Origin of the sequence: Cohaesibacter celericrescens (assembly GCF_002866925.1) — a bacterium.
Classification (GTDB): Bacteria; Pseudomonadota; Alphaproteobacteria; order Rhizobiales; family Cohaesibacteraceae; genus Cohaesibacter; species Cohaesibacter celericrescens.
Window position 1 is genome coordinate 64,971 of the sequence record NZ_PKUQ01000011.1, and the last position, 24,552, is coordinate 89,522.

Genomic DNA, 24,552 nt, shown 5'->3' on the forward strand with positions numbered 1-24,552 from the left:
TGCATTTTGCGTGTGCGAAGGGGACACTTGCCCTTGAACAAGTGTGGCCTCATGGATCGGTGGAGTAAGAGTGTCTGCGGTCCCTTGAGGCGGAAATTCAGAAGCGCTGTAGGGTGTTGCGGCATTTGCTGGTCTTGCAAGGGCAAATTGACGAGCCCTAAGAAGGCCGTGCCAAAGCGGTTGAAGTGGGAGGATGTGCTATGAGTGATCATGGAACCATGAACCAAAGTATGAAGGGGCAGCGTGTGGATGGAGGCCTTGACGTGCGACAAAAGGACCGGCCCTGGATCTTTCGTACCTATGCGGGTCACTCGTCGGCACGGGACTCCAACAGCCTGTATCGCAACAATCTTGCCAAGGGGCAGACGGGGCTCTCCGTAGCGTTCGATTTGCCTACCCAGACCGGTTATGACCCTGATCACTCTCTTGCTCGCGGCGAAGTGGGTAAGGTTGGCGTGCCCATATCGCACATTGGGGATATGCGGGCCCTGTTTGAGCAGATCCCGTTGGAACAGATGAATACCTCGATGACGATCAATGCAACGGCTGCTTGGTTGTTGGCGCTGTATGTTGCTGTTGCGGACGAACAGGGAGCAGACCGTTCCAAACTGGCAGGCACCACGCAGAATGATTTGATCAAGGAATATCTGTCGCGCGGAACCTATGTGTTTCCGCCCAAACCATCTTTGAAATTGACCACCGATATCATTGATTTTACCTACCGCGAAATGCCGAAGTTCAATCCGATGAATGTCTGTTCCTATCATTTGCAGGAAGCGGGCGCGACGCCGGTGCAGGAATTGGCCTATGCACTTTCAACGGCCATTGCTGTGCTTGATGCGGTTAAAGAAACCGGTGCCGTTTCGGAGGATGATTTCCCACAAGCGGTCGGACGTATTTCCTTTTTTGTCAACGCGGGCATGCGGTTTGTGACCGAGATTTGCAAAATGCGCGCCTTCGTTGATTTGTGGGATGAAATTTGTCTGGAGCGCTATGGTGTTACCGAGGAGAAATATCGCCGGTTCCGCTACGGGGTGCAGGTCAACTCCCTCGGGCTGACCGAACAACAGCCAGAAAATAACGTTTATCGGATTTTGATTGAAATGCTGGCGGTCGTTTTGTCTAAAAAAGCCCGGGCGCGGGCTGTGCAACTGCCCGCATGGAATGAAGCGCTCGGTTTGCCGCGGCCTTGGGACCAGCAATGGTCGTTGCGTATGCAGCAGATTATGGCGTTTGAATCCGACCTGCTGGAATATGGCGATATTTTTGACGGCTCCAAAGAGATCGACGCCAAAGTGGAAGCCTTGAAAGCCGAAGCGCGCGATGAGATGGCCCGCATCGAAGAGATGGGGGGAGCGATTTCAGCGATAGAATCAAGCTATATGAAACAAAGGCTTGTTGAATCCAACGCCAAACGCCTTGAGGGCATTGAGGTGGGGGATCAGACCTTGGTGGGTGTGAATAAATATTGCCAAAGTGAAGCGTCCCCTCTTGCTGCTGGTGAAGACAGTGGCATTTTAACGGTTGACCCTGATGTTGAAAGCGAGGCCGTCACCAAGATCAAGGCGTGGCGAGAGGCGCGTGATCAAACCGCAGTCGAAGCAGCGCTGTCGGCCTTGCGCTCGGCTGCTCAGTCTGGTGCCAATATCATGGAGCCGTCCATTGTTTGCGCCAAAGTTGGTGCAACGACAGGAGAATGGGGGCAGGTTTTACGCGATGTTTACGGAGAATATCGCGCGCCAACCGGTGTTGGAAAAGCTGCTCGTGTCGACAATGATGATCTGTCCGATGTGCGTGCGGCGGTCAATGCAGCGTCTGAAAAACTGGGGCGCCGATTGAAAATTCTGGTTGGCAAACCCGGTTTAGACGGTCATTCCAATGGAGCCGAACAGATCGCGGTGCGGGCGCGCGATAGTGGCATGGAAGTCGTCTATCAGGGCATTCGGCTGACACCGGCACAGATCGTCAACACCGCTTTGGAAGAAGGGGTGCATGTGGTGGGGCTATCCATCTTGTCTGGCTCGCATTTGGCGTTGGTCGGTGATGTGATGGCGCAGATGAAAGCGGCCGGGCTTGATGATGTGCCATTGGTTGTTGGTGGCATTATACCACCTGCCGATGAGGCGGTTTTGAAGGGCTATGGTGTCGCTGCGGTTTACACACCCAAGGACTTTCAGCTTAACGAAATTATGAAAAACATCGCTGGGCTCGTGGCTTAGTTAGCTTTTGTTTGGCCAAGCAATTGATAGAGTCTGGCTGGGGCGAGGGGGCGCTGGACCCAATCATCGAATGGTGCGATCTGGGCTGGAATAGGATCTGATGACAGGGCGATGAGTGGAAAGTCTCCATAAGAGTCTGTGTTGCGTATCCGCGTCGCAAGCTCCCAACCGTCCATCTGCGCCATTCTGATGTCAATGATTGCCAGATCCGGTCTCGTTTGGCGCAACAACTGCAAAGCTTGGTGCCCGCTTGAGGCGTGGAGGCATTCGCAATCCATCGCCTCAAGCATCTCTCCCAGAATGAGATGATTGGTCTGATTGTCATCCACCAGCAATATGTGCAGCGGTTTGCTGGTGGATGCTTGCTCTTTTGCAGAGGGGCCGTCAGGAGCTGTCTGTTCGGTTTCGAATGGCAGATCTATGGTGATCTTGGCCCCCGAAGGTGTGTTCTCCTGCGCTTGGATTTTTCCTCCCAGAACAGAAATGATGTTTCGTACGCTCCAAAGACCCAAACCGGAGCCGGCGATAGAAGGCTCAGCTTTGCCCCGATGATAGGGTTCGAACAACAGCATTGGGTCTTGGTCGCCAAAACCGGCGCCGGTGTCGGAGAATATCAACTCAATTTGGCTCTGTGTTTTGTGATATTTGACAGCTGCGGAGAGCTGAATTGGTGCTCCGTCTGCATATTTGATGCTGTTATCCAAGAGCAGCATGAGCACACGGTGCAGATAGGTCGGTTCGGGAATGGCCGGGGCTTGATCGCGCAACTCATCAGAGATGTGCAACTCAAACCGAGTGTTGTGGGCTTGGGCCAATCCTTTTGCCAATTGGTCAAAATTACCAAGCAGTCTTAGCAATTGTTCCGGTTGGTGCCCAAGAGGGGATTGCAAATCGGTTCCCCCTTCGACTATGGCCATAGCATTGTCGGCAGCTAAATGCAGAGCATCCAACAAGGGTGCACAATCCTGTGGAGACGGCGTCTGCCTGATCAGGTCGGTTAAAGAAACGATCGCGCCCAGATGGGTGCGCAAATCGTGACGAAAACGGTCTGTTTTCTGAGTGTTTTCAGCGATTTCATTGCTGTTCAGTTTCATTTTATATGCTATAGGCACTTTTATGGTGTGCTAATCGGGGCGTCGGTTCTTTTGTATGATGCCTTTTTCCTATCTTTCCCGCCACCTCCAATATTGATTGCATCGGAATTTTCTGTGTTGGGCCAATAGGGTGTTTGTATTGTCCTAATGCTCAAGCTCTTTTCTTCCAATTGATTTTTGCAATTTCTCACTGCCCACTGGAGTCCTGCATGGTTGATATTTTCTCCCTTGTCTTTCCCATTTTTGCTCTGATTGCCCTTGGATATATTCTCGTTGTCAGCGGTTTGATTCCGAAAGAAGTGGGGGCAGCGCTCTCGAAATTTGTATTTTCCGTTCCTTTGCCGCTTCTCATGTTTCGCTCATTGGCGACCAGCAATATCGGGGATCAGGCGCCATGGTCTCTATGGGGTGCCTATTTCCTGTGTGTGTTTTCCATCTGGGCTTTGGGCATGCTGGTTATTCGTTTTGTGTTCGGACGCGAAGGCAGTGTTTTGGCCGTCGCTGGCATTTCATCCGGCTTTTCCAATCTCGTTTTGCTCGGTATCCCCATAATCTCGGGGGTTTTTGGTGAAGATGCGTTGGTTCCTCTGGTGATGCTGTTAACGATACATCTCCCGGTGATGATGCTTGCCAGTTCGCTGATGGTGGAAACCTACGGTCGCGAGAAGGATACAAAACTTGATATTGGTGCTGCCCTGCAAAAGGTATTCAAGGGCTTGGTGCGAAATCCGATTGTCGTGGGGATCTTGGCAGGGGGGCTTTGGGGGCTAATGGGGTTGCCCATCCCCACTTTGGCAGCGGTTGTGATTGACAAAATTGTTCCGGTGACTGTGCCCTTGGCGCTGATCTCTATGGGCATGAGCATGCGTGAATATGGCCTGCGCGGTGACGTTGTCCCTGCTCTTGTCTTGGGACTTCTTAAAACTGTGGCATTTCCTGCGCTTTTCTTGCTCGTCTCCACCACCATCTTTTCACTACCCGCCGAATGGGTTGCCGTTATTATTCTGGGTGCTGCGTGTCCAACAGGGGTCAATGCTTATTTGCTAGCCGATCATTTTGGCGTTGGCCATCGCCTGTCGGCCAATACCATTTCTCTGTCGGTTCTGATGGGCTTTATCACATTGCCCTTCTGGATTTCAGTCGCTAGAGACCTGATGGTGCAATGATAAAGGCCTTGAGATCATCCTCTGACCAGTGAACAAGCTGGCGAATGTCTTGGGGCGATGCACCGCGCGTGCGCAGGCTTGCCAAGCCCAGATCTCCCCGTGATTTTGACAATTTCTGCCCCGAACCATCGGTCAGCAACCGGTGATGATGATAGAGTGGAGCAGGAAGGTCTAAAAGGGTTTGCAACAGCCGGTGCAGGCTAGTGGCACAAAAGAGATCCTGACCGCGCACCACATGCGAGATGTCTTGCGCGGCGTCATCTATCACCACGGACAGGTGATAACTGGTTGGCGTATCCTTGCGCGCCAGAATCACATCACCCCACGCGTTTGGTTGGGCCGGGATGATCTCTGGTTTTGGGTAGGATTGGCTTTTGGGGCCGGTTTCTGTCCAAGTCAAAGACGAGCCTGCAATCTCCAATGCTCTATGCATATCCAAACGCCAAGCGACGGTGCCTTTGCCTATTTCTGTGTCTGGAAGCAATGCACGGGGGAAGAGATGAGCGCCGTCCGGATCGCGCGGCCATTGTTTTTGGGTGTTAGTCTCCCACTTTAAGACAGCTTTCTGGATGTCTTTTCGGCTGGCGCTGGATGGATAGATCAGCCCCTTTTGACGAAGGACTTCGAGCGCGTCTTGATACAGGGAAAGCCGCTGAGATTGGCGCAGAACCGGTTGGTCCCATGTAAGGCCCAGCCAACCGAGATCGTCCAGCATCTGTTCGATCTTGTCTTGGGTGCAGCGCATGGTATCAATATCTTCAATGCGAAGGTAAAAGCGCCCACATGTGCGCTTTGCCGCTTCGAAATTGATTATGGCTGAAAAGGCATGCCCGAGATGCAGGGCGCCGTTTGGACTGGGTGCGAATCGAAAGACTGGCGTCATGGATAAAAGTTCGGTTTAGGGGAAACAGGATTGCATCTGCATTGATAGCCTTTTGAGCTAGGTTTCGTCTACTGGTCCATGTCAGTCTGCATTTCGTTCGAATCCTTAAGGAGCAAGCAATGGTCAAATTGCAGTCTCAAGATGATTTAAATGCAGCCCTTGAGCGCTTGGTGGCGCGCGATCCACGGCTTGCGCATTATGTGGTTTCCTGCCAGCCAATTCCGCTTCGGCAGAGGCAAAGCGGGCTTTCGGGGTTGTTGCAGATTATTTTGGCGCAGCAGGTCTCCGTCGCATCGGCGCGTGCGATCTGGCAGAAGTTTGAAACGCGCTTTCCTGAGTGCGACCCTGCTGAATTGGCCCAAGTGGGCGAGGAAGGCCTGCGCACGTGTTCTCTTTCACGGCCCAAGATTAAAACCGTGCAAAGCATCGCGCAATCCATGTTGGATGGGTTTGATTTGAATGCCCTGGGCGAGCGCAATGCGGGCCATGTTAAAAAAGCCCTTATTGGCTTGCATGGCGTTGGTCCGTGGACTGCGGACGTGTATTTGCTGTTTTGTCTTGGAGAGGGTGATATTTTTCCCGCAGGAGATTTGGCTCTTCAAGTGGCTGTCGCACATGTGTCTAAGATGGATGTGCGTCCCAAAGAAAAGGCTTTGGCCGCTTTGGCGCAAAATCTTTGGGCACCAGAACGCAGCGCAGCTGCACATTTGTTCTGGGCGATTTATCGTGACCTTAAATCGGGTCGCGACGGGGTGATTTAGTGGGCTTGTGCGGGTTTGCTGATGGCAGTCATCCATTGTCCCAAAAATGGCAGGCGTTTGAACAGCGGAGCCAATGCATCTTTGCTAGCAAAAGCACCGATCAGAGCGATGGTGACCAAGCCAGTTGAAAGCACGACGTTCCAGCCGCCAAAGGAAAGGCCGAGGATGCGCATTTGTGCAACGGAGCAATTGATCAATTTGGTGCTCTGCAATTGTGCCATTAGATTGGTGGCGTCTGGTGTAATTGTAACGGAATTGGTGCAATCGTTTGGCCCTAGCCAAAATTCCCATTCAGCTCCGGCCTGATAAAAGCCGACCACAGCACCATAGGCTAGCACACCGGCCAACCCCACAAACAACAGCCGGACCATCGTCGCAGGCGCCCCGCGCATAATGATGATAATGGAGATTGCCGATAACGGTATCATGGCATAATGCACGTGCCGCTGGACGTAGCACAGCTGGCAAGGTTGAAAACCGCCAATATGCTCAAACCCTAGGGAGCAGGCTGAGATAAAGAGTGCACCAAGCAATAGGAGAGAGGCCGCAAGGCTTTGTGTGTTTCCGATAGGGGCTGTCAATTTCATTGATCGTGTCTTTCAATTCAATGCTCTTGCGATGGTCTGTTAAAAGCCAACCGTGACCAAAGTTTGTCAGTGCTGAAAAAGCATGTGCACAAGACCAATCAATAGCGTCATTGCTTTTTTAGATCAAATATTTGACTGCGACAAACCCGCCGACCAAAACCACCATTGCAACCGTGAATACCAGACCAAGGCGTTTTTCGATGAAATCGCGAATGGGAGGGCCAAGCCAGTAGAGCAGCGCGGCTAGAATAAAGAATCTTAGACCGCGGGCCACAACAGAGGCGATCATAAAGACCGGTAGCGCAAGGCCCGTTGCTCCAGAGGCAATGGTGATGACTTTATAGGGGAAAGGCGTTAGCCCCGCGATCAGGACAATCCAGACGCCCCATTCATTGTAGCGTTCTGTGAAAGATGCAAACTTGTCGGCATATCCGTAGAAAGCAAGGATCGGCAAAGCCAGTTGATCAAACAGCAAGGCACCGATTGCGTAACCGAACATGCCTCCCAATACGGACATGATGGTGCACAAGGCGGCATAGATCCATGCCTTTTGACGTTTGGCGATGACCATCGGGATCAGCAAAGTGTCGGGTGGAATCGGGAAAACCGAGCTTTCGATAAAAGAGACAGCCCCTAAGGCCCAGGGCGCGCGGGGACCGGCGGCGAGGTTCATGGTCCAATCATAGAGTTTGCGAAGCATTGGTAACCGTTCTGGTTCGTCGGTGGATAAAGGGTCAATTGTTGTCTCAATCGTGCGATCTTACGTCGGGTCTATGGCAGAACTGTTAAAGAGACCGTCAATTCGTGTTGAAGAGATGGGAATTGTGACGGTTATGTGTTGACGGCAGAAATTTTGCTTCTATATTCCCCCCTTACGTGCCCCCGTGGCGGAACCGGTAGACGCGGTAGATTCAAAATCTGCTGTCCATTGGGCGTGCCCGTTCGAGTCGGGCCGGGGGCACCATTTCTCTTTCCTTTTTTGATGTTTTGAGCGCATGGCCGTAGCAGGCCATTGAAAAACTGTGGTTGTCGGTTTTGTGTTTGAGCCAACTGTTGCCTTGCGCGAGCTATTAAAAAAATGACTGAGCGGCTTTTACAAGCATGAACACCGCCAGTGCCGTCAGGATCAGCTTGAACAACTTGCGGAAAAGTTTTTCATCCATCATATGCAGGATTTTTCCACCGGTGATCGTGCCAATATAGCCCGAAACAATCATGGCGATGATCAGGCCCAGCCATGTTGTGAAAGCAAATCCGACAAAGCCAAACGCCAGAATTTTGAGGCCATGCTGCAAGGTCATGGAAGCCGCGTGTGTAGAGACGACACCCTGACGGTCGTCGGCCTTACCCGCGATCATGGCTGCGACCAGCGGCCCGGTTGCTCCGACAAACATGCCAGCCAAAGACGAAAGTGCACCACCAGTGGCGATTGTGACGTTGCCACCCTTCATGAATTTTGGTTTTGGTGCCCAGACCAGAGAGAGCACAAACAGCGCGAGAATGATTTTCAGCAAAGCATCCGGCAGTGCGATGACCAATTGGGAGCCAACGGCGGTGCCTATGAGGGCTCCAAGGCCAAAGGGCACCAGAAACGACCATTTGATGTGATCGCGTAAATGCCATGCACGGCCTGCGTTGGACCCCATTTGCACCATGCCGTGCAACGGGATCAGTGTTGCGACGGGAATCACCGTGCTCAAGATCGCCAGCAGCGCCACGCCACCACCAATACCAAACGCAGCGGTGAGAGCAGAGGTGAAATAGCTGGCAATGATTAGCCCCCAAAGGGCCCATTCGCTCAGGCCGGTGTCCGCGAAAAAGGGGAGAGTCTCCAACATGATGCTTTGGCTCCTTGTGGCGGCTTGGTTGCGGGCGCACTCGTCAGGTTGGGGGCGCACTAGGCCCGCTATTTTGTGTTAGACGGCCAGTGACGATTCGATCAGTTTGACCCAATAGGACGCGCCAACCGGAATCAGCTCATCATTAAAGTCATACTCTGGATGATGCAGTGAGGCGCTGTCGCCATTTCCGATGAATATAAACGCTCCGGGACGTTCCTGTAGCATGAAAGAAAAATCTTCCGAGCCCATCGATGGCACCATGTCAGTGGTGACATTGCTCTCGCCCGCGATGGTTCTGGCGACTTTGGCGGCCTTTTGTGTTTCTGCTTCGTGATTGACGGTCACGGGATAATCGCGCGTGTAGGTCAATTTCGCTGTTGCGCCATAAACGGCCGCCGTGCCTTCTACCACTTCGCGCAAGCGCTTTTCTGCCATGTCTCGGACATCGGGGGCCAAAGTCCGCACGGTGCCTTCGATAAAGCCTGTTTGCGGAATGACATTGTCGGTAAAGCCCGCTTTGATGTGGCACAGCGATACGACCAGTGATTTTTGTGGGTCAGTGTTGCGACTAACCAGCGTTTGCACAGCTTGGATGATTGCTGCCATGACAACAATGGTATCCACGCCCTCATGGGGTTTGGCTGCATGGCAGCCCTTGCCTTCTATCTCGATGGTAATGGGATCGGCCGATGCCATGATTGGCCCTGAACACAGGGAAAAGGACCCCAGTTGATGGCCGGGCCAATTGTGCATGCCATAGACCTGATCGATTTCCCATCGGGTCATCAACCCATCCTGAACCATGGCACGGGCACCGCCTCCGCCTTCTTCTGCCGGTTGAAAAATGAGGGCAACTCTACCATCAAAGTTACGGGTTTCCTGAAGGTATTTCGCTGCCGCGAGCAACATAGCGGTGTGTCCGTCATGGCCGCAGGCGTGCATTTTTCCGGGCACTTTGGAGGCGTAGGGCTTGTCTGTGGCTTCATGCAGCGGCAGCGCATCCATGTCGGCGCGCAAGCCGATTGTTCTCCCCGACTTATTGGACTTGCCTTCAATAACCGCCACAACACCCGTTTGTCCTACTCCCGATGTGATATCCGAGATGCCATAGGACTGTAATTCTGCAACAACCCGTCCGGCGGTCTGCTGCACATCGAATTGTAACTCCGGATTTTGGTGTAGATCCTGACGCACCTTCTTTATAGCGTCGTGAAAGTCTGCAATTCGATTTATGATTGGCATAAAATCAGGCCTTGTTGATGATGGCTGGGAGGCGCGCGGAACTTTTCTGGTTGAACCTTAGCGGCTTCGAAAATGGCGCTGGGCATCGTTCGCGCTCTGATATGATATTGTGCATGGCAGCATAATCAGGTGGTCGGTGCGGAGCAAGCCGAATTGTGCATAAGGCATGAGGTCTACAGCAGCATTGAATATGTGTTCTGATGAGCAAGTTTGGCGGTTGGCGCTTGTTCCGTCTAACGGCATCGGCTAGAGAGAAGACTGTCGCGTTCAAGCCAAGTGATTTGCTCGGAGGTTCACTTTTTATGATCGATTTGCCCGCTATCAAGCTTTGCCGTTGGTCGGCTGGTCTTGTTGCATCTCGCGTTATCTTTTTGTCTCTTTGTTTTGTTGCATTGGGCGTTGGGTCCGTTGATGCGGCAAAACAAGCGCAGAGCAAGCCCAAGCAAGATCTGGTAATCTCCCCCAATCCTTTACTTTTGATGGATGTCGATACGGGCAAGGTTTTGTATCATCAAGGTGCCAATAAAAAATGGTATCCAGCTTCTCTGACCAAACTTATGACGGCCTATGTGACGTTTCGTGCGATTTCTGCAGGGGAACTATCTGAAGAGTCTGCTCTGAGCATTTCTGCTCATGCCTTGTCCTATCCTCCATCGAAAATGGGCTTTAAGGTTGGGACAAAACTGACCGTCGGCAATGCGCTGAAGATGGTGCTGGTCAAATCTGCCAATGATATTGCGGCAGCGTTGGGCGAACGTGTCGCAGGCAGCGAGCCTGAATTTGCCAAACGCATGAACCATGAAGCTGCGCGCCTTGGCATGAAGGCCAGCCATTTTGTCAATGCCAATGGTCTTTATGCCGAGGGGCAGACCAGTTCTGCGCGTGATATGGCCTTGTTGGCGCGGCAAATCCTTTTGGAATTTCCTCAATATCGCCCCTTGTTTCAAATCCCTGCCATTCGTCACGGCAAACGGGTGCTGCGTTCTTATAATAAACTGCTTGAAACTTTTCATGGCGCGAACGGTATGAAGACCGGGTTTGTCTGTTCATCCGGTTACAATCTTGTGGCTACTGCAACACGTGACGGGCGGCAATTACTGGCTGTTGTCTTGGGAGCGCCCAATACACAGGTGCGTTCGGAAACTGCGGCGTTTCTGCTGACCCAGGGTTTCTCACGCGCTGATATGGCGACCGGAGCGGGAGTTCCTATTCAAGAGGATGTTTTGTTTGGGAGTTATGACGCGCCTACCGATCTGCGTCCTGAAACGTGCCCCCAAGGGCAGCCAAAATGGGTGGCGACTGTTGATTATAAAGTCAGCTATCTGGAGCCGCGCTTTAAACTGATGGAGCCGGTCCGCGTTTATACCGGCATTCCGGAAAAAAAGATCAAGTTGCCAGAGCAGTTGGTTCAATTGCCTTTGCTGGCACCCAAGGCAAAAGAAGTGGTTTCAGTGTCTACCATCCATATAGGCAAAGACACGGGGCCTTCGCGCTTGCCCCGATCCAAACCCTGATGGCCGACTTGTTGGCTTAAATGATTTATTTCTCAATCAAAAACCATAGCGTCGATGGTCCGCGTTGCTGGGTATCGATGAGCAAGTGGTCATGCTCTGAGCAGAAGTGAGGCAAGTCAAGTGCCGCCATCGGGTCGGTGGTAAGGATCGCAATGCGGCTGCCTTTGGGCAGGTCCTTCAATGCCTTTTGTGTGCGAAGAACCGGCAACGGGCATTTGAGGCCGCTTAAATCAAGGTCATGCATCAGCAGTGTATCAGTCCGGTTGGAGTGTCAGGCTTTGGAAGCGCCTTTGCTTTTAAAGCATGGTGCTTTGATTGTTTCATAGCCTCTTCACATTGTTACTTCAACTCGCAGCTGAAGTGTGTGACATTGGTGGAAAATACGTATAAAAAAATTAGTAGCTTAAAGGAGCAAAGCCCATGGTGACGTCACAAGAAGTTCTTGATTTTTGGTTCAGCTCCGAGCCAAAGAAGTGGTTTTCAAAAATTGATGCTTTTGATGCCACCATTCGGTTCCGGTTTGGAATGACGCTGGAAGACGCGCGCCACCGTCGGCTTGCAGAGTGGGAGGGCAGTGCCAAGGGCCTTCTGGCGTTGATTATTGTGCTCGATCAGTTCTCTCGCAACCTTTATCGGGGCATGCCGCAGGCCTTTTCTCACGATGCCGTGGCTTTGTCCTATTCTCATGCTTTGGTAAAACATGCCGATTGGGATGGATTAAGCCCTGATGAAAAAGCGTTTGCTGTGATGCCGATGATGCATGCGGAAGATATCGGCGAACAACAGGCTTGCCTTAAGTGGATGGAGGAAATTGGTGGTGAGGGATATATCGATGCCGCCAAAACGCATAAGAATATCATTGAACGGTTCGCTCGCTTCCCACACCGCAATCGGGTTTTAGGTCGGTATACGACACCGGAAGAAAAAACCTTTCTCGATGAAGGCGGCTTTTCAGGTTAGGCTTGGTCGCGCATTCACTCCCCACCTATTCAATTCTTGGTTAACGAATGATTGATGTGAGGGGAGTGACAAAATGCCGCGAGAAATGCCGGTTTTTCGCCAATTTGTTTGAATCTTTTTGTCGGCGCGGTCTAGCCACATTCAGGTCCCGTGACGCTGCTTTGGTCATTGACTTAAGTTTTACAATCCCATTAACCCAAGCCTGACCAATTTGCCGTTTACTGTTGGCAATGGCTATGTTCGGGCAAAATTCTACTGAAACAATGGTGAGCCGAGGCCTTCGGTTCCCGTAATTGGTCGAATGATTGCGTTGGTTCTATGGGATTGGGTTCTATGTTGCTGAAGTCAGATACGGTAATGGAAGGCAGCACACTGGTCGATCAGTTCGACTCGCCGTTTGTTGACGAGGTTTTTGTAAGGGCCGGAGACGGGCGCATTTGTCAGGGACCTGTGATCACAGTTGCTTCACAAGGCTATCGTCTGCCTTTTGAAACCAGTCGCTCTGTTTTTGCAATGGGTGCCAAGATTGCGACTTACTGGGCGCATGGATACGGCCCTGTTGGAGCCGGTTTCCTTGATAGATACGGGCTGCACAGACGCAGCGAAGGCGGATTTCATGCTGCGCTGGACCAACTTTCGCAAACCGCCGGAGCTGACTTGCTGGTATGGCCCTATTTCCCCATGCAAGCACGTGAATATGAGTGGTTGATCTCGTGGTTAGACATTCAAGGTGGAGCAAGCCACCCCATCCTTCAAGCGCGCGTTCATAACCGTGCCTTTCTGAATTGTTGCGCAGAGAGTGACGATGCGTCCCTGCTACGAGAGGGGCTGTCAATCAGCAAGAACAAACGCAAGACTATGGGGCGACAGATCCGACGTCTTGGTGATCTCGGGCAGGTCGATTATGTTTCAACGCGAAGTGGCTATGATCAAGGCAAAGCGCTTGAGGCCTTTTTTGTCACGGAGGCATCTGGTTGGAAAGCACACAAGGGCACTGCGCTTGCGGTGAATAGCAATCTGAAACAGTTCGTTGAAGGGTTTCTGCCGCAGATGCTGACGGAAGGGACTGCGCAGATCGATCTTATGATGCTGGATGAGCGTTGCATCGGTAGTTTGATTTCGTTCCGTGCAGGACGCGGTTTGTTCACTTGGAAAACCGGCATGGATGAGGTTTACAAACGCTCTTCTCCAGGGGTGCACCTCCTGTTGGAGGTGAGCAAGCAGATGATTGCTGATCCGGATGTTGACTATATCGATTCTCTTGCCGATACCGGCCACCCCGTTGCCGAAAGTCTCTGGGATGGCCGTCGTGATTTTGCACAATTGTTTATTCCGCTCAGCCGGGTTGGAGTGATCGCTTGCTGCAGTTTGCGGGCTGGTTATGAAGGCAAGGCCAAGGCGCGTTATTGGGCAAAAAGAGCGCTTGGACGGGTTTGACTCAAAGGCTGTGCTGGTCTTGGTTCTGCTGGTTTAGCCAGCACCAAGGCCCAGAATACCTTATATTTGGCATTGCCACGAAATTGAGTGGCTATCCCCATTTGCGTCACACCTTTGCGTAGCATGTTTGCATTGTGCCCTTTTGAATCGCGCCAGCCGGAAAAAGCCTCAGCCAATGTCCAGTATCCCGCGCTGATATTTTCAGCGGCGATGGCTGCGTCATAGTTGGCCCGATCAAGGCGTTTTTTGAGCGTCTGGTTCCTTGTAAGCGAGTGGCTTACTTTATCAGCCGCAGCCATGGCATCGGCTTGTTCCTGAGCGGCAGCAGCAAGTTTGCTGTCCAGAGTGAGGGCATTGAGGCCGTTGTTTCGCCTATAGCTATTGATGATGCTGAGCGCTTCTTGCGGGTTTACCGTTACACCGTCCTGATTGAGATTTGTGTAGAGAGCCGGTTCTTGAAACGCTGGTCCCTGGGCACAGCTTGCCAGCGTCAGTGCCAGCAGCGCGAGGGCGAAAAATCGGTTGGGGTGCGCGTTAAACAATGTCGGCGTCTCCTTCTGTGTCGCCAGTCGTGTCTGTCAGCTCGGAGGCATCGGCCAGCTCGATTTCCTCTGCTTTGAGTGTGTCGGACGTCGTTTTGTTTGCGGTTTCTTTGATGTCCGGATTAAACGGTTGTATTGTTGATTCTTGCTGTTTTTCCGGAGTGGCGATAGAGCGGACATAGACATCTTGCTGCGGGAACGGGATTTCGATATTGGCGTCTTTCAGTGCCTTGAAGATGGCAAAGCGCAGCGCACTTTTAGCGGACAGGGAATTATTGATATCCTGAACATAACAGCGCAGCTCGAAATCGAGCGAAGACGCGCCGAAATCCATGAAATAAACGCTCGCCATAGGATAGCTGGTGACCAGATCTGAGTCTTGAGCAACTTTAAGAAGGATTTCGCGGACCTGTTCTGGATCCGCGTCATAGGCCACACCAACGGGGACAATAATCCGGCCCAAAGAGCCATTGTGCATCCAGTTCATTACCCGGTTTGAGATCAGGTCCGAATTGGGAACAATAACGGTTGCGCGATCAAAGGTTTCGATCTTGGTGGCGCGGACCGAGATTTTTTTTACATAGCCCTGATCCGCCCCGACAACCACCCAGTCTCCGGTTTTGATAGGGCGTTCGACCAGCAGGATAAGCCCTGATACGAAGTTGTTGACGATGCTTTGCAAGCCAAAACCGATACCGACAGATAGGGCACCTGCCACTAAGGCAATGTTGGACAGATTGACGCCCATATAAGAGAAGGCCAACATCGCCGCGATAATAAAGCCGACATAGCCCACGCTGGTCTGGATCGAGTTTTTGAGGCCCGTGTCCATGTTTGTCGCGGGCATCAACCGCTTTTCCATCCATCCTTGAATGCTCTTGACCAGGACAAGGGTGACTATGAAAACCACCAACGCCCCCAGAATATTAATTGGGGAGATGCTTAGGTCGCCGATTTGTATATTGAAGAGGGCCTGTTGCATCGCGGTCAAAAAGTCTGTTGATTCAACGCCCCAGGGTGCAAAGATCAACAAAGCTGCGCTGACATAGAGCAATATACGCAGCAGGCCGTTAGAGAGCACACCGATTTGCGCAATGGCTCGTGGAGCAATGCCGAAGGCGCGGGATAATTTCTGGGTGTTGGAATCTTCGGTCTCCAGATTTTCGCTGAGGAAATTGTCTACGAGTGCCGAAAAAATGCCGAGCAGGGCAAGAATGATAAAAGCGCGGCCCATCTGCACAGCAAGGAAGGAGCCCAGAGAGACATATCCCAACACAGGTGCAATGGCGATGACGATGCAGGCCAACCACACCAGCGGCTGTAACAGTTTGACAAAGCCGGGTAGGGAGAACCCCTGATGGGCTGGGCCATCTTTGGTAGCGGTTGTGTCTTGTGTTGATTTGGCTGCGATAATCATACGCATTCCCATCCATACAAGGATAGCGATGAGAATGGCTGCAACACCACGGATCAGAATTGTGGTTTCGAGCGGGATCAGCAAGGTTTCGGAAGTCTGATCAAACAGGGTATCAATCGCATAAACACTGAGCAACGCCAGTGCGATGCCATATAGCTTTCGTGCGGTTGATGTCTCGAAGTTGAGTAGACGATAATTGGATTTGTTGGGCGCTAAAAGAACGCGGATCAGTCCATATCCAAGAGAAACACTAAAAATGACGAAGGATATCTGATCTGCCAATAATTCGATGCGTGTGGGAAGCAGATCGGCGTTGCTCAAAATCAGCACAACAGCTATTAAAATGGCCACCGGTATGAACGTGTAGGAGACCAATGCCCAACAAGCATGCAGGCTGCGTTGCAGCAGTGTGGGTGCCTCTAGGCGGGCCAGTTTTCTCAGGCTGGAAAAGAGGAGATACCGTAAAGGTCCGAAAATAATGATCGCAACGAAGGTTATCATGGCGCTGATTTGCCAAAAGCGATCAGCTGCTTTGGTGGCCAAGAAAGACGCCCAGTCGGACATAAGAAAGTTTAGCGTTTTCCAAGCGGCGATTAGGCCGCTTAAACCGGACAACCAAAGCGCGGGATTGAACAAAGTGCCACTGCGGTCAAACAATTGTTTGGTAAAGCGATCTTGTCGCGCGACCGTGATTTTGTTGCTCAATTGTCTTGCCCGCAACAGGCTTGAGTTGATCAGTTTGACCTGTGCGTCCGTTTCGGCGATTTGCTCTTCAAGCTCCGCTCGGCGCGAAATTAACACCTCAGCTTCCGGATTGACTTCTTCCCCCTCTTTCGCCTGCGCTGGCTTGAGGGCTTCGATGCGGGCTTTGGCTTCGTCGAGGGACGGCTGCAAAAGGTTTTTTTGGGTGAGCGCGTTTTGTTCGATTATCACCAGTTCTGCGCGTAAATCATTGAAGGCTTTGTCGGAAAGGCTCTCCCGATTTAGCGTTGCTTCAATTTGATCGAGGCGGGCAATGAGCGATTCTGCAAGATTGGCGGTTTGCTCTGTTGTTTGATCCTTCGACTGAGCCATGGTGAGGGCACCAAGGACAAGACATATCGCGATAAGCGTTGCGGAGGCCATATGGCGCAAAGAAGGAAAATGGATCACGGCTGCTGTTCTCGCACAAATATTTGAAACCGGAAAAAGGCATAATTCTATAATTGGTCTACTGGAATTTACCTGACAACACAATCATGGTGATTTGCTTCCGTTAAGGTGCCTTTAGATATCCAGCCATTGTGACTTTATGCAGGCAGCTCTCTGGTTTCCCCGTGGTTTTACCGCTAGGCTTGGTGTTAAAAGTTCCTTAAATGGCCAATCAGAGAGAGAATTTCTATGTCCGTGCATTTTGATCTTGAGGATCCCGAGTTTCCGAAAGAACTCGAAGATATAATTATGGAAAGTGGCGGCTATCCATATGATAAAAAGCTTAAACGTTCAAAATATGAAGACGAGCTGGAGCGGCTGCAGATTGAGTTGGTCAAGGTGCAGGAATGGGTGCGCGAGACCGGAGAACGGATTGTGTGTGTCTTTGAGGGGCGTGATGCCGCTGGCAAGGGTGGTTCGATCAAAGTGATCACACAATATACCAATCCGCGCCATGTACGGGTGGTGGCTCTGTCCAAGCCCAGCGATGTGGAGCAAGGGCAATGGTATTTCCAACGATATGCTAAGCAGTTGCCAACAAGTGGCGAGATCGTATTGTTCGATCGCTCATGGTACAACCGCGCCGGTGTTGAACCTGTTATGGGCTTCAGTACCCAAGATCAGACCGATAAATTCCTCAAGGATGCGCCAAGGTTTGAGCAGATGATCCTAGATAGTGGAACGCGATTGTTTAAATTCTGGCTTAATGTTGGCCGCGAAATGCAGCTTCGGCGCTTTCATGACCGCCGCCACAGTTTGCTCAAACACTGGAAACTGTCTCCCATTGATCTCAAGGCTCTCGATAAATGGGACGACTATACCCAGGCGCGGGATAAAATGCTGATTTCAACCCATCGCGATAGATCGCCGTGGGTGGTTATTCGCTCTAACGACAAACGACGGGCGCGCATCAATATGTTGCGCTATTTCCTTGGTGCCTTGGACTATCCGGGCAAAGACCTCTCCGTCCTTGATCCGATCGATCCCAAAATTCTGGGGTTTGGATTGCCATTTCTGCATAAGGGTGAATAAGGCCGACAAGGCACAGAAGCCCAGTACAAGACTGGCAAGAAGGCTGCAGGAACGGCAAGAGAAAAGAGCGGACAGATTTGCCCGCTCTTTTGGAGTTTGAGAAGCGACAGGCTTGCGGTTGGCAAGGCTCAATCGTCAGATAGACAGTCGCTCAGATGGCGCGCGTTGTCCGCGATCAAGTCGGGATAAAGAGACGGGCCAAGTGTCAAAGATTTTCCGATTGGGTCCAACTCTCCCAGTTTGGTGTTGGTTCCTTCGGTCAGGGCTGGCAGGATTGCTGCGGAGAACTGCGGTTCCGATAATAGGCAAGCGGCATCCAGGGCTTTCAGTTTGGTCCTGATTTCCTTGACGCGGGCTGCTCCCGGGGTGGTGCCGGGTTGCAGCATGATTGACCCAATCGCTTCTACGCCAAATCGATTTTCAAAATAGTGATAGGCATCATGAAATACGATAAACGGTTTGTCGGATTTCCCCGCAAGCTGTGTCTTTGCCTGCGCCATGACTTGCTGCACCGAGTCGATGAAGGTTTTTTCATTTTTAGTGTAAAGCTCGGTGTTGTCTGGATCCTGCGCGATGAGTGCATTTTTTATCGCGGACGCCAACAGGATGCCGTTTTGCGGGTCTAGCCAGATGTGATTGTCGATGTGGGCTTCATCATCGTGCCCAGCGTCGTGATCATGATCTTCATGAGCCTCGTGGCTTTTGTGGTCATCATGATCTTCATGAGTCTCATGGCCTTCGTGGTGATCATGCTCTTCATCACCGTGGCTATGTTTTTCCCAGTTTTTCCCTTCGCGCAGGGGAAGGAGAGTCAAGCCTTTGGTTTGTATCAACTCAAGGGAATGCGCATCGCTTGCCAGAGTTTGAATCGGTTTCACCAACATGGGTTCTATGTCGGGACCAACCCAGATGACAAGATCTGCTGCTTGAAGTGTCTTGGCGTTTGAGGGGCGTAACGTGCTGGCGTGTGGAGATGCGGATTGCTCTATCAGTAAGTCCGGGGTGCCGACATTTAGCATAATGGCTGACGCGATCGAATGGATCGGCGCTATTGATGTGACAACTTTGGGAGCGGCTCCCGCAATGCTGGTGCTGCCAAGTGCAGCAAGGGCAATCAGGCTAACGAGGAGGGTTGGCTTTCGGCTGTTTCTGACCATGAAGACATCGCTTTATCTGTGTGTCTGACGACGTGAATAGGAGGCTATTTGCGTTGGAATAACCATTATTACGTTATGTTATAACATGTCAATTATCGACTCGTAAATGGGATGTCAAGCGTTTGACGGCCTCTTAGGAGTGCTGCGTAGTAATCCTGAAGGCAATACTCCTTAGACGAACGGCTGAATTTAGCCGAAAATCGACGAAATCAGTCGAATTTCTGCTGAATTTTTGGATTTGTTAACTTTAAAACTTCAGGCTCACTGCAACTTACATGCGCTGAGGCGCGGCACAGTGCTATATATGCGGGTGGAACCATGTTCAATTTTGCCAAATCAAGCAATAGGTCATTCAACGGATCTGATTTTGTAACGACAGATAAGAACCAACACTCAGATCAATTGACAGTATCGTCTACGACGGGAGAAACCGTGTTAGAGCAGACGGTCATTGATGAGCAAGTTATTACAAAAGTGGTACATGATCTGGGAGGCCTAGGACAGGAGATGGCCGATGTCGCAGGTGAAATCGAGCAGTTGAACGGGGAAGCCGGTGCTTGTTTTCAGTCCCTCTCTCATTTGGTATCTGTCTCGACAGAAGTCCAGACTTCCAACCATGGGATTCTGCAAGCGGCGAGCCATTCCTTTGCTATTGCAGATCAAACTTCGCAAGACGTTGCCCATAGCCGAGATATGGTGGAGGAAACCCTTGTTAAGGTGGCTGACCTGATGCAAGCCGTTTCAGGGATCAATAGCCAGTTGCAAGGATTGAAATCAGCTTTTTCGTCGGTGCGTGATGTTGCCAGTGCGATTGACGCTATTGCTCGGCAGACCAATCTTTTGGCGCTGAATGCGACCATTGAGGCGGCCCGAGCGGGTGATGCGGGTAAAGGTTTTGCCGTTGTTGCCGCTGAAGTGAAGCAGCTTGCATCCCAGACAAGCCAAGCGACTGAAACCATCGGATCTACTCTCACTGACTTGGACAATGAAGCGGAAGCCCTAATTAATTTGGGCGGTGAAGCACAAGTCTCGATGGCCGATGTTGAAACCAGTACATCCTCAATGCATGGCATCATTCAAGGGCTGGATCAGGCTTTTCAGACGATCCGGGATTCTTCACAATCCATTGAGAGAAAAGTGACGGAAAACAGGTCTTCCATTACTGATCTTGTGACTGAAGTCGAGTCGGTGCACAAGGCATTTGATGCGACCAATACAGGCCTGAGTAAAACCAGCAAACGTATGTTGGCAGCGGCAGCTGTCGCCGACCAGATGATCGCCAGCTCATCCGTTGCCGGGGTCGAAACCGAGAATACATTTGCAATCAAAACCATCCAGCAGTTGGGTCAAGACATTGGTCAGGCTTTTGAAGAGGAAGTTCGATCGGGCCGGATCAGCGAGGGTGACTTGTTCGATAGCACCTACACGCCCGTCCCCAATAGCAGTCCCGAGCAAGTCACAACTCCTTTTACTGCGATGACCGATCGTGTGATGCCAGAGTTTCAAGAAACGATCGTCGCAGAAAACGAGGCGATTGCCTTCATTGCTGCCGTTGACAAAAATGGGTATTTGCCGACTCACAACAAGGCTTTCTCAAAACCGCAAGGCCCTGATCCCGTTTGGAACGCTGCCAATTGTCGCAATCGCCGGATCTTTGACGATCGTGTCGGATTAGCGGCTGGCCGCAATACCAAGCCATTCGTGCTGCAGACCTATCGACGCGATATGGGCGGCGGAAAATTTGTTTTGATGAAGGATGTGTCCGCTCCCATCTATGTTAATGGTAAGCATTGGGGCGGCGTGCGTATGGGATATCGGGCCGATTAGAGCAGCACCATAGAGGCAATTGTTATCAGCGGTCCAATTGCCATCAATGGTTCGTGCAAGCAGCTATTGCCGTGGTTGAGGCAATGTATTGATTGTCTCTGACACGTCGGTTTGAGGTAGTATAATCGGCTGCTTTTTTTGACCGAATGGATTTGGGATCGCCGAGGTTAACTTGGAGAAAAAGCCGCCAGATGGCGCTTCAGTTTCAGGTTCTGCCAAGGCAATAGATGCTGAGGGAGCAGACTGTGCGGCTATGCCAGAAACCGGCAGCGCGGCTTGTGAGGCAGCTGTCGGTGCCGGATTACCCTTGATTAAACCGGCCAGAAAACCGTCGGGATTTTTGCCCTCAGATATTTTCTGTTTGCGTTCCAGCAGTTCCAGTTGTGATTCGACCATGGCATCAGCCGTTTCAACTTCTTTTTCCTGAACTTTTTGCTCCAGTTTGAGTGCGGCTTGCTGGAACCGTATATTTTCTTTCTGCCGCAGTGTTTTGAGCGATGCCAAAAGGCTGGGCTCTACCGTATAGTCGGGGCAGGGGCCCGTTGCATCGAAGTGACTTGCACCTTGTGGGTCGAAAATATAAGTCCGGTTACAAACTTCCACTTTGGGTGGTTTGTGTGTGATCTGAAAATGGTCATAGCCGTTTTTCAGATTTTGCCAGAAAGCAAAATGTTCGCTATTGCGATTGCGGGCCATATTTTCCGGCGTCATCCGGAACGGAAAGGCATGGACCTTGAAAGAGCGCTGGCCGCCGGAAAATGCTTCCCGACCAAGCGAATAGATCTCTGCAATTGGTGCATCTTCCATCGCATAACAGCCTCGGGATGAGCAGGACCCATGCACCATCAAATGCTTGCCTGTACGGCCGTAGGAACGGTCAAATTTGTTGGGATATCCCAGATTGAAGGAAAGATAATAGCTCGATTGCGGGTTCATCTGGCCGCGCGTGATGGCGTAAAAGCCTTCGGGCGCCTGACGATCCCCTTCTCTTTTCTTGGGGCCGATTTCGCCAGAATAGGCACAGATCGGATAGGTTTTGAGCAGCGCATAGGTGCCGTCTTTGCGTTCCTTCCAAGCTTCCAATACCGCTTCTTCCTTGAAAATGCGGATGTAGATCGGAGCCTTCTCTGTGGAACCGATCTTGCGGATCTTGTCTTTGATCTTGGCAGGGATAGGCTGCAAATGCTTGCCGTCTTCAAGCATGCCGGGGTTGCAGGCGGTAAGCGCGATGCTTGCCACGGTCAAAGCCAGAAGGGGGCCTAATCGGTTCATTTGCTTGATGTTGCCTGTTCGCACGCTGACGTCTGCCTTACTCATTCAAACCCTTTGATCATCAATCAGTAACCAAGACTTGTTGACAGTCGGTTACCAAACGGCTTTGGGACCATGATTCATAGATATGCGAGATGATGCGGCAAGAATAGGGCTGATAGCGTCGATCAAGTAAAATTGACCATTAACACACGACAATTGCAGAATTGATATTTGGATTTTGGAAGAGGCTGGTTTGCTCCAAGCGGCGGGGCTCCGCCACCTGGGTTGTTGTTCTATCTGTTTTGCGGAAGGCTATATCTTGGACCCGATGGCGAGGAATTTGGCGCGGCGCTGCTGACGAATCTCTTGCGCACTCATGCCATCAAACTCGGCCAAACAGTCTGCAATCATATTGCCGGTGCGCTCGAGCACGGTTTTTGCCGAGCGATGAGCTCCGCCGACAGGCTCGGAGATGATTTTGTCGATGATCTTGAATGCCATCAAATCCTGCGCGGTAATTTTCATGCTTGTTGCTGCATCCTGTGCGCGGGTGGAATCGCGCCAAAGGATGGACGCTGCCCCTTCAGGGGAAATCACACTATAGATGGAGTGCTCAAGCATCAGCACCCGATTGGTTGCGGCGATGGCAATCGCGCCCCCAGATCCACCTTCACCAATGATGGTCGCTACATTTGGCGTTCCCATGGCAAGGCATGCATCGGTGGAGCGCGCTATCGCCTCAGCCTGTCCGCGCTCTTCAGCGCCGATGCCGGGATAAGCGCCTGCTGTATCAACAAAGGTGATCAACGGCATATTGAAACGCTCGGCAAGTTCCATGATGCGGACCGCTTTGCGATAGCCTTCGGGACGCGCCATGCCAAAATTGTGCTTGAGACGGCTTTCGGTGTCGTTGCCTTTTTCTTGGCCAATAACAGCGACCGGTTTGCCGCGGAATCGGCCAAATCCAGCTTGGATGGCTTCGTCTTCTGCAAATTTGCGATCCCCTGCAAGGGGCGTAAATTCTTCGATCAATGCATTGATATAGTCAAAAAAGTGAGGCCGGTCCGGGTGACGAGCGACTTGTGTTTTATGCCATGGTGTCAGATTGGCATAGAGATCTTTCATTGCAGAGTCGGCTTTGGTCTGCAGACGGGAGATTTCGTCGGCTACATCGACGGCCTCACCTTTTTCCTGCATCGAGAGCAATTCTTGAACTTTGCCTTCGAGGTCAGCGACAGGTTTTTCAAATTCCAGATAACTATGCATAAGCGGTCTGATCCAAGTTGTGGTTCTTTTTAGCACTTTTTCGAGCCGGCGGCACGTTGAACTTTTGTGGCTCTTGTGTCAAGCAACGGGCGGCTGGTGTTTCAAGTTTGCTACCTAATCCAAAGCCTAAAGCAAAGGCGTTGTGTTGTTTTAAGTCAGTTGGTCTTTTTGTGTTTATTGGTCTCGAACTGGGCAGAAAGAGGATGGTGCTGTTCAACCAGTTCAATCAGGCGTTCGTCAAGTATATGGGTATAGATTTGCGTGGTTGAAATATCACTATGCCCTAATAATTTTTGAACAGCGCGCAGATTGGCCCCATTTTGCAGCAAATGGCTGGCAAATGCGTGCCGTAGCACATGCGGTGAAATTGCTGTGGCGTCCAATCCGACATCATCGGCAAGAGCCTTGAGTTCCCGCGCGAAAGCCTGACGCGTATAATGCCCGGATTCTCCGAATGAGGGGAATAGCCATTGACGCGCGGCTGTTACACCTTTGGTTCTGGTAACCATATCGGTTGATGTCAGCATCGCTCGATAGTCCTGCATGGCCTGTTTTGCCCGGTCTGACAGAGGAACCAGCCTTTCCTTGCTGCCTTTGCCAATGACACTCAGAAACTGACCGTCTTGATGGGCGGCGGATGCAGGCAAACTGACAAGTTCGGATACGCGCAGGCCCGTGGCGTAGAGCAATTCGAGCAGCACATACAGGCGCATTGCACGGATTTGCCGTTTGGGTGTGGGACCGTCAAGCGACGCATTAAAACGGGCCGCTTCGATCAGGCGGTCGACTTCTTGTTCGGTTAGGACTTTGGGCAAGGGGCGATTGCGTTTAGGGGCCTTGAGCGTGGTGGAGGGGTCTTCTGACCGATAGCCATCACTATAAAGGAAGCGAAACAGCTGACGGATGGAAGAAATCTTGCGGGCGATGGTTGATGCCGCCAGATCGCGTTCAGCCAATTCTGCCAAATAGGTGCGTAAATCATCCGCGATGCAGGTTTCAAACCGGACCTGTTGGGCTGACAGACTGTCCTCCAGATCGTCAAGGTCGCGCCGATAGGCATCCAAAGTATTACCGGAAGCGCCTTTTTCGGCGCTTAGGGAATCGAGGAAAAGATGGAGGGCCTGTTGATTGCTAAGTGGCACGTGTCCCTCACTTGCAGCCC

General features: G+C 51.6%; 21 protein-coding genes and 1 tRNA gene. 9 read left to right on the top strand and 13 right to left on the bottom strand.

Features of this window, described 5'->3' with window-relative positions:
- The first annotated feature begins 230 nt into the window (after positions 1-230).
- Entirely contained in the window at positions 231-2,219 is a 1,989-nt protein-coding gene (locus tag C0081_RS06380) for a protein meaA (protein WP_101533022.1), read from the top strand.
- On the opposite strand, the gene C0081_RS06385 is transcribed toward C0081_RS06380, so the two are convergent.
- Complete coding sequence (locus tag C0081_RS06385; protein ID WP_101532983.1) at positions 2,216-3,313, bottom strand: ATP-binding response regulator; 1,098 nt, start codon at positions 3,311-3,313, stop codon at positions 2,216-2,218. The two genes, C0081_RS06380 and C0081_RS06385, sit on opposite strands and share 4 nt — an antisense overlap.
- Positions 3,314-3,522: 209 nt before the next feature.
- On the opposite strand from C0081_RS06385, the gene C0081_RS06390 reads away from it, so the two are divergent.
- Positions 3,523-4,479 carry an AEC family transporter gene (locus C0081_RS06390; RefSeq protein ID WP_101532984.1) on the top strand — a complete coding sequence of 319 codons (957 nt, stop codon included), beginning with the start codon at positions 3,523-3,525 and terminating at the stop codon, positions 4,477-4,479.
- On the opposite strand, the gene gluQRS is transcribed toward C0081_RS06390, so the two are convergent.
- The gene (gene gluQRS / locus C0081_RS06395) at positions 4,457-5,362 is read right to left on the bottom strand and encodes a tRNA glutamyl-Q(34) synthetase GluQRS (RefSeq protein WP_101532985.1); all 906 of its coding nucleotides are present in this window, start codon (positions 5,360-5,362) and stop codon (positions 4,457-4,459) included. The two genes, C0081_RS06390 and gluQRS, sit on opposite strands and share 23 nt — an antisense overlap.
- Before the next feature lie 119 nt (positions 5,363-5,481).
- On the opposite strand from gluQRS, the gene C0081_RS06400 reads away from it, so the two are divergent.
- On the top strand, positions 5,482-6,123 hold the full coding sequence (locus tag C0081_RS06400; protein WP_101532986.1) for a DNA-3-methyladenine glycosylase family protein: 642 nt from the start codon (positions 5,482-5,484) through the stop codon (positions 6,121-6,123).
- Here C0081_RS06400 and C0081_RS06405 read toward each other — a convergent pair.
- Both C0081_RS06405 and C0081_RS06410 read right to left on the bottom strand, forming a co-directional pair.
- Positions 6,120-6,710 carry a disulfide bond formation protein B gene (locus tag C0081_RS06405; RefSeq protein WP_101532987.1) on the bottom strand — a complete coding sequence of 197 codons (591 nt, stop codon included), beginning with the start codon at positions 6,708-6,710 and terminating at the stop codon, positions 6,120-6,122. The two genes, C0081_RS06400 and C0081_RS06405, sit on opposite strands and share 4 nt — an antisense overlap.
- Positions 6,711-6,828: 118 nt before the next feature.
- Positions 6,829-7,410 (bottom strand): YqaA family protein, encoded by a 582-nt coding sequence (locus C0081_RS06410; RefSeq protein ID WP_101532988.1) that lies wholly within the window; start codon positions 7,408-7,410, stop codon positions 6,829-6,831.
- 178 nt (positions 7,411-7,588) lie between these two features.
- Here C0081_RS06410 and C0081_RS06415 point away from each other — a divergent pair.
- Positions 7,589-7,674: transfer RNA gene (locus C0081_RS06415), tRNA-Leu, on the top strand.
- A gap of 106 nt (positions 7,675-7,780) precedes the next feature.
- Here the strand turns inward: C0081_RS06415 and C0081_RS06420 are convergent.
- Both C0081_RS06420 and C0081_RS06425 read right to left on the bottom strand, forming a co-directional pair.
- Positions 7,781-8,548, bottom strand: coding sequence for a sulfite exporter TauE/SafE family protein (locus C0081_RS06420; RefSeq protein ID WP_101532989.1), 768 nt, complete (start codon positions 8,546-8,548; stop codon positions 7,781-7,783).
- A 78-nt stretch (positions 8,549-8,626) separates the two neighbouring features.
- Positions 8,627-9,793, bottom strand: coding sequence for a M20 aminoacylase family protein (locus tag C0081_RS06425; RefSeq protein WP_101532990.1), 1,167 nt, complete (start codon positions 9,791-9,793; stop codon positions 8,627-8,629).
- 200 nt (positions 9,794-9,993) lie between these two features.
- On the opposite strand from C0081_RS06425, the gene C0081_RS06430 reads away from it, so the two are divergent.
- Complete coding sequence (locus tag C0081_RS06430; RefSeq protein WP_101532991.1) at positions 9,994-11,307, top strand: D-alanyl-D-alanine carboxypeptidase family protein; 1,314 nt, start codon at positions 9,994-9,996, stop codon at positions 11,305-11,307.
- A gap of 25 nt (positions 11,308-11,332) precedes the next feature.
- Here the strand turns inward: C0081_RS06430 and C0081_RS06435 are convergent, their stop codons facing one another.
- The gene (locus tag C0081_RS06435) at positions 11,333-11,551 is read right to left on the bottom strand and encodes a sulfurtransferase TusA family protein (RefSeq protein ID WP_101532992.1); all 219 of its coding nucleotides are present in this window, start codon (positions 11,549-11,551) and stop codon (positions 11,333-11,335) included.
- A 176-nt stretch (positions 11,552-11,727) separates the two neighbouring features.
- Between C0081_RS06435 and C0081_RS06440 the strand changes: the two genes are divergently transcribed.
- Together C0081_RS06440 and C0081_RS06445 are read left to right on the top strand one after the other, a co-directional pair.
- On the top strand, positions 11,728-12,267 hold the full coding sequence (locus C0081_RS06440) for a DUF924 family protein (protein ID WP_101532993.1): 540 nt from the start codon (positions 11,728-11,730) through the stop codon (positions 12,265-12,267).
- Positions 12,268-12,600: 333 nt separating this feature from the next.
- Complete coding sequence (locus C0081_RS06445; RefSeq protein ID WP_180966783.1) at positions 12,601-13,704, top strand: GNAT family N-acetyltransferase; 1,104 nt, start codon at positions 12,601-12,603, stop codon at positions 13,702-13,704.
- On the opposite strand, the gene C0081_RS06450 is transcribed toward C0081_RS06445, so the two are convergent.
- Positions 13,671-14,246: a CAP domain-containing protein gene (locus tag C0081_RS06450; RefSeq protein ID WP_101532995.1), complete on the bottom strand. Its 576-nt coding sequence runs from the start codon at positions 14,244-14,246 to the stop codon at positions 13,671-13,673. The two genes, C0081_RS06445 and C0081_RS06450, sit on opposite strands and share 34 nt — an antisense overlap.
- Positions 14,239-16,737: a DUF3772 domain-containing protein gene (locus C0081_RS06455; protein WP_180966784.1), complete on the bottom strand. Its 2,499-nt coding sequence runs from the start codon at positions 16,735-16,737 to the stop codon at positions 14,239-14,241. Before C0081_RS06455 ends, C0081_RS06450 begins: the two co-directional genes overlap by 8 nt.
- A 306-nt stretch (positions 16,738-17,043) precedes the next feature.
- On the opposite strand from C0081_RS06455, the gene ppk2 reads away from it, so the two are divergent.
- Positions 17,044-17,886 carry a polyphosphate kinase 2 gene (ppk2, locus tag C0081_RS06460; RefSeq protein WP_101532997.1) on the top strand — a complete coding sequence of 281 codons (843 nt, stop codon included), beginning with the start codon at positions 17,044-17,046 and terminating at the stop codon, positions 17,884-17,886.
- Between the two features lie 128 nt (positions 17,887-18,014).
- Here ppk2 and C0081_RS06465 read toward each other — a convergent pair whose 3' ends face one another.
- On the bottom strand, positions 18,015-19,043 hold the full coding sequence (locus C0081_RS06465; protein ID WP_210200414.1) for a zinc ABC transporter substrate-binding protein: 1,029 nt from the start codon (positions 19,041-19,043) through the stop codon (positions 18,015-18,017).
- 432 nt (positions 19,044-19,475) lie between these two features.
- Between C0081_RS06465 and C0081_RS06470 the strand changes: the two genes are divergently transcribed.
- Positions 19,476-20,870, top strand: a complete 1,395-nt coding sequence (locus tag C0081_RS06470; protein WP_180966785.1) for a methyl-accepting chemotaxis protein — start codon at positions 19,476-19,478, stop codon at positions 20,868-20,870.
- A gap of 63 nt (positions 20,871-20,933) precedes the next feature.
- Here C0081_RS06470 and C0081_RS06475 read toward each other — a convergent pair whose 3' ends face one another.
- The 3 genes from C0081_RS06475 to C0081_RS06485 all read right to left on the bottom strand — a co-directional run bounded on the left by C0081_RS06475 (position 20,934) and on the right by C0081_RS06485 (position 24,532).
- On the bottom strand, positions 20,934-22,187 hold the full coding sequence (locus C0081_RS06475; protein WP_101532999.1) for a L,D-transpeptidase family protein: 1,254 nt from the start codon (positions 22,185-22,187) through the stop codon (positions 20,934-20,936).
- A gap of 249 nt (positions 22,188-22,436) precedes the next feature.
- Positions 22,437-23,390 carry an acetyl-CoA carboxylase carboxyltransferase subunit alpha gene (locus C0081_RS06480; RefSeq protein ID WP_101533000.1) on the bottom strand — a complete coding sequence of 318 codons (954 nt, stop codon included), beginning with the start codon at positions 23,388-23,390 and terminating at the stop codon, positions 22,437-22,439.
- 155 nt (positions 23,391-23,545) lie between these two features.
- Complete coding sequence (locus C0081_RS06485) at positions 23,546-24,532, bottom strand: site-specific tyrosine recombinase XerD (protein WP_101533001.1); 987 nt, start codon at positions 24,530-24,532, stop codon at positions 23,546-23,548.
- Positions 24,533-24,552: the final 20 nt, after the last annotated feature.